Origin of the sequence: Nocardioides albidus (assembly GCF_006335005.1) — a bacterium.
GTDB classification, from domain to species: Bacteria; Actinomycetota; Actinomycetes; order Propionibacteriales; family Nocardioidaceae; genus Nocardioides; species Nocardioides albidus.
Genome location: NZ_VDMP01000016.1, coordinates 78,003 through 83,003, shown reverse-complemented (window position 1 = coordinate 83,003; position 5,001 = coordinate 78,003). Strand labels below are relative to the sequence as shown.

Annotated in this window: 7 protein-coding genes; 2 read left to right on the top strand and 5 right to left on the bottom strand. The window is 72.4% G+C overall.

The genetic code is table 11. The features are described from left to right. The 3 genes from FHP29_RS03955 to FHP29_RS03945 all read right to left on the bottom strand — a co-directional run. Positions 1 to 381, bottom strand: a 381-nt coding sequence (locus FHP29_RS03955; RefSeq protein WP_139621622.1) for a flavin reductase family protein, incomplete at its 3' end; no start/stop codon positions are given. Next, positions 374 to 1,126 (bottom strand): pyrimidine reductase family protein, encoded by a 753-nt coding sequence (locus FHP29_RS03950; protein ID WP_205013853.1) that lies wholly within the window; start codon positions 1,124 to 1,126, stop codon positions 374 to 376. The genes FHP29_RS03950 and FHP29_RS03955, both read right to left, overlap by 8 nt. A gap of 89 nt (positions 1,127 to 1,215) precedes the next feature. Further along, positions 1,216 to 2,703, bottom strand: a complete 1,488-nt coding sequence (locus tag FHP29_RS03945) for an MFS transporter (protein WP_139621551.1) — start codon at positions 2,701 to 2,703, stop codon at positions 1,216 to 1,218. Between the two features lie 86 nt (positions 2,704 to 2,789). Between FHP29_RS03945 and FHP29_RS03940 the strand changes: the two genes are divergently transcribed. After that, positions 2,790 to 3,173 (top strand): MarR family winged helix-turn-helix transcriptional regulator, encoded by a 384-nt coding sequence (locus tag FHP29_RS03940; protein WP_192903958.1) that lies wholly within the window; start codon positions 2,790 to 2,792, stop codon positions 3,171 to 3,173. A 28-nt stretch (positions 3,174 to 3,201) separates the two neighbouring features. Here the strand turns inward: FHP29_RS03940 and FHP29_RS03935 are convergent, their stop codons facing one another. Beyond that, positions 3,202 to 3,834 carry a hypothetical protein gene (locus FHP29_RS03935; RefSeq protein ID WP_139621550.1) on the bottom strand — a complete coding sequence of 211 codons (633 nt, stop codon included), beginning with the start codon at positions 3,832 to 3,834 and terminating at the stop codon, positions 3,202 to 3,204. Beyond that, a complete protein-coding gene (locus FHP29_RS03930) occupies positions 3,818 to 4,534 on the bottom strand; it encodes a FadR/GntR family transcriptional regulator (RefSeq protein ID WP_240044296.1) in 717 nt (238 codons plus the stop codon). The genes FHP29_RS03935 and FHP29_RS03930 overlap by 17 nt, the downstream gene beginning before the upstream one ends. Before the next feature lie 132 nt (positions 4,535 to 4,666). Between FHP29_RS03930 and FHP29_RS03925 the strand changes: the two genes are divergently transcribed. Then, a partial coding sequence (locus tag FHP29_RS03925; RefSeq protein ID WP_205013848.1) for a gluconokinase occupies positions 4,667 to 5,001 on the top strand: 335 nt, incomplete at its 3' end.

Sequence of the window (5,001 nt, the reverse complement as noted above, 5' to 3'; positions counted from 1 at the left end):
GTCGCCGCCGTCGTCGAGCAGGGCGATCCGCTCGACCAGGATGCGGTTCGGGCAGGCCTCCAGCAGGGGTACGTCGTCGTGAGCCTCGACCTCGAGGCCGGCGAACTTGTCCACCTCCTCGCCGGTGCGGGTGCCGAAGCGCTCGGCCAGCGGCAGGTCGTCCCGGGTGAGGAAGTGCACGCCGAACCGGGCCGCGCGCAGCCCGACCCGGTAGGTGTGGTTGGCCTTGGAGAGCCACAGGCAGTAGTGCTCCGGGTCGATGCTCGACTGGGTGTGGAAGCCCACCAGGCAACCGGCCCGGTGCCCCTCGGCCGCGGTGGTGACCACGACGAGCGCAGGGTCGACTCGGGCCATCAGCGCGCTGAACTCGTCCTCAGCCATCCTGACCGCCGCGGTGCTGGTAACGCAGGAACATGGTTCCGTCCTCCTCGATCATCGCGTGGTGCAGCCGGAAGGGGGTCACGTCGTTGCCCGGCGGGTTCACGCACACCGGCAGCGGGTCGCCGCCGATGACGGGCGTCACGGTGAGGCACAGCTCGTCGAGCCGCTCGGCCGCGACGAGCTCGCCCAGCCAGCGCGGGCCTCCTTCGCACAGCACCACCCGGTGGCCGAGCCCGGCGAGCGCGGCCAACGCCCGCGCGGGATCGACGCGCTCGTCCCCCGCGACGACGACGGTCGCCACCGCCTCGGCGTCGGCGATGCGCGCCGGGTCGGCGCCCGCGCAGGTCACGACGTAGGTGCGCGCCTCGGGCCGGGTGAAGAGCGGGGCCGACCAGTCGAGGTCGAGCGACCTGCTCACCACGGCCACGGGCGGGATCGGCGGTCGACCGAGCTGCGCGCGTGCCGCCCGGGCCTGCTCGCTCAGCCGCACCGGGCCGTACCTCTCGCGCCGGACGGTCTCCGCACCGACCAGGACGACGTCCGCGATCTGCCGCATCCGCCGGAACAGCTCCTGGTCGGCGGCCGTGGACAGCGCGCCGACGCGGCCCGATCGCGCCGCCGTGCCGTCGATGCCGGCGACCATGTGCCCGGTCACCCAGCAGTCGTGGCGCGGACGGGAGCGGTCGACGTCGAGGTACGGCGCGAGCGGGTCACCGATCTCGGCGCCGCTCTGGAGGATCCGCACGCGTTGACACTAACCGCGCGCGCCCGTCCGATACGGGCAGCGGGCCCAGGGCGCTGGATCGCCCGGGCCCGCCGCTGTGCGGACGACCGTCAGGCCGCGCCGGCGAGCTCGGCCTCGATCTCGGGCAGCGGCTCGTCGTCGCGTCCGCTCGTCCGCGCCCGGCGGTCGAGCAGGAGTCCGGCGACGGCGACGAGGGCACCCGCGGCGCTGACCGCCGTGGCGAACCACAGGCCGGGCCGGAAGCCGTCGAGGGCGGCGGCCGAGGAGGTCGCGACCCCCGCGTTCGAGGCGATGATCGCGGTCGTGACGGCCAGGACGACGGCCGCTCCGACCTGCATCGAGGTCTGCAGCACGCCGGCCGCGAGACCCTGCTCGTCGTCCTCGATCCCGCTCGTGGCCTGGATGTTGATGGCGGGGAAGCCGATCCATCCGACGCCGATGAGCACCAGCGTCGGCAGCAGCATCGCGACGTACGACGGCGTGGTGTCGAGCCCCAGCGTGAAGAGCAGGTAGCCCACCGCCATGACCGACATCGTCACCGCGATGATCGGACCGGTGCCGAAGCGGTCGACCAGCTTGTCGGAGAAGACGGCCGACAGGGTGACCATCAGGCCGATGGGGAGCAGGGCGAGTGCCAGCTCGAGCGGAGACCAGCCCAGGCCGTCCTGGAGGAACAGCGTGACGATGAACTGCCAGCTGAAGTAGGACCCTCCGACCGCCACGATCGCCAGGCTGGCGCGGACCAGGGTGGCCTTGCGGAGGATGCCGAGCCGGACGAGCGGGTGCGCGATGCGTCGCTCGATGGCGAGGAAGGCGCCGAAGAGCAGGGCGACGGCGGCGAAGGAGACGACGGTTCGTGCCGAGCCCCAGCCGATCTCGGGTGCGGAGACCACGGTGTAGACGAGCAGCAGCATCGCGGCGCCGGAGGTCAGCGCGCCGAGCAGGTCGTGCCCGCCCTCCTCGGCCGGCTCGTCGCGGGGGACGAGCACCCAGGCGGCGGCCAGCGCGAGCAGCGCGATGGGCACGGGGAGCAGGAAGGTCCAGCGCCAGCCGACTCCGGTCATCAGGCCGCCGAAGAGCAGGCCCGAGGAGTAGCCGCCCGCGCCGAACACCGTGTAGATCGACAGCGCCCGGTTGCGCGCCGGTCCCTCGGCGAAGTTCGTGGTGATGATGGACAGTCCGGTGGGAGCGGTGAACGCGGCGGCCAGACCCTTGACGAACCGGGTCGCGATGAGCAGCGGGCCCGAGCTGACCAAACCGCCCAGCAGGGACGCCGCGGCGAAGACGGCGAGGGCGATCAGGAAGACCCGGCGCCGCCCCAGCAGGTCGGCGGTGCGCCCGCCGACGAGCAGGAGGCCGCCGTACCCGAGGACGTAGCCGCTGATCAGCCACTGGAGCGAGGAGGTCGACAGGTCGAGCTCCTCGCCGATGGAGGGCAGGGCGACGCCGATCATGGAGACGTCGAGGCCGTCGAGGAAGAGGACCACGCACAGGGTCATGAGCAGGGCCCAGGTGTGCCGCGACCAGCGGATCGCGCCGGTCGCGGGGGAGTGGGCGGTGAGGGATGTCGAGGACATGACATCGAGACTTCCATGCGCGTGCATTGAATGCAAGTGCAAATAATGCGTTTGCATGAAATGGCCCCGGTCGCTAGGATGCAGGCGTGTCGAAGGCCCCTGTCGTGAGTCCGCTGGTCGCCGAGTGGCGCCAGCTGCTCGACCGGCACGCCGCGGTGAGCTGCGCGCTCGAGAAGGCGCTGCAGGACCGGCACGGCATCGGGCTGAGCGAGTTCGAGACGCTCGACCGGGTCGTCGACGCCAACTGCGGCAAGTACCGCATGGCCGATCTCGCCGGCGACATCCACCTCAGCCAGAGCGCGCTCTCGCGCGCCATCACCCGCCTCGAGAAGGACGGCCTCGTCGAGCGCTCGGCCTGCGAGGAGGACCGGCGCAGCGTCTTCGTCTGCCTGACCGACGCCGGCCGGAGGCTGTACGACGAGGCGCTGCCCACGCACCGCGCGGTGCTCGAGGGCAGCTGGGACATCTAGTCCCGGGCTGCCTCGGGCTCGGCCGGTCTCAGCCGCAGTTGTCGCAGATCCCGGTGGCCGGCAGCGCCATGAAGCAGGTGGGGCAGATCGCCACCACCGGCTCGGGGGCGACCGGCTTCGCGGGTGCCTTCGGCTTGCTCGCGCGCGGAGCGCGGGCGGCCTTCTCGGTCGCGGCCGGAACCCGGCTCTCGCGGACCGCGGGGACCGGCGGCGCCTCGACGACCGGGGGCACCCAGCCCGGCGGCGGGGGATCGGTGATGCCGAAGCGCGCCAGCACCTCGCGCGCCGCGTCGGTCGGCTGGTGCTTGGGCCGGGTCACGATGTCGAAGGGGGAGGACGCCCCCTCGAGGAAGGTCTGCGCGTCGGGGCGCAGGGTGGCCGGCGGTCGGCGGTGACGCCAGCGCTGCGGGGTCGCGCCCTTCTGGGTGATGGTGACCAGCTCGGGGCGGTCCCACGCGACGAGTGCCCAGTCGTCGTGGTGACTCGTCGCCCAGATCGCCACGGGGACGTCCCCGGCGTCCGCGGCGGCCCGCAGGGCGATCCGCTCCGGGTTCGAGAACCGGCCCTTGACGTGGAGGACGCCCGGCAGCGGCTCGGTGACGTGGTACTCCTCGCCCTGCAGGTCGTCGATCAGCTTCGCGAGGTCAGGCGTGTTCTCCATCGCCCCCGAGCGTAGTCGAGTCGGCCACGACCGCGTCGGTCGCCTCGGTGATGATCGCCTCCATCGCGGCGCGTGCGGCGCGCACGTCGCCGGAGCGGACCGCCCGCGCGACCTCGACGTGCAGGTCGATCGCCTCGTCCTTGGGCTTGGTCGGCATCAGGTGGTGGTGGGTGCGGCCCGACAGCACCTCGGCGACGACACCCCCGAGCGCGGCGAGCATCTCGTTGCCGGACGCCTCGAGCAGCAGCCGGTGGAAGGCGATGTCGGCGGCCAGGAAGGCCTCGAGGTCGCCCGCTCGCCCGTGCACCACCATCTCGCCGACCGTCGTGGTCAGGGCGCCGCACTGGTCGGGCGTGGCGCGCCGGGCGGCGAGCGAGGCGGCGACCGGCTCGAAGCCGCTGCGCAGCTCGCCGAGCGAGCGCAACTGGGCGGCGCGGTCCTCGGAGTCGAGCCGCCAGCGGATCAGGCGGGGGTCGAAGACCTGCCACGAGGAGCGTGGCTGCACCGTGAGGCCGACCCTGCGGCGCGAGGCGACCATGCCCATGGACCCGAGGACCCGGACCGCCTCGCGCGACACCGAGCGGCTCACGTCGTACTCGGTGTCGATGTCGTCGAGCGTCAGCACGGTGCCGACGGCGAGGTCGCCGCTGACCAGTCGCCGGCCGAGCGCGTCGAGGACGTCATCGTGGAGCGCGGACACGCCCACCTCCGTTAAAGATCAGATTTATTTCGGCTTCCCTCTTGTTAAAAGCAGATTAATGGTTGCAGACTGTGACGGCCAGCACATCACTTGGAGGTTCTCATGGGCAGCAGCCACACCGCAGGCCGACCGATGCCACTCCTGGTCGTCATGGGTGTCTCCGGCTCCGGCAAGTCCACGGTCGGCGCCGCCCTCGCGCAGCGCCTCGCCGTCCCGTTCGCCGACGCCGACGACTTCCACCCGCCGGCCAACATCGCCAAGATGACCGACGGCGTCCCGCTGGACGACGAGGACCGGCGTCCGTGGCTGGAGTCCATCGGCGAGTGGCTGGCCGAGCAGGACGCCCAGGGCGGCGTGATCAGCTGCTCCGCGCTCAAGATCGCCTACCGCGACCAACTGCGCGCGCACGCGCCGCGGGTCGCGTTCGTCCACCTCCACGGCACGCGCGAGGTGATCGCGCGGCGCCA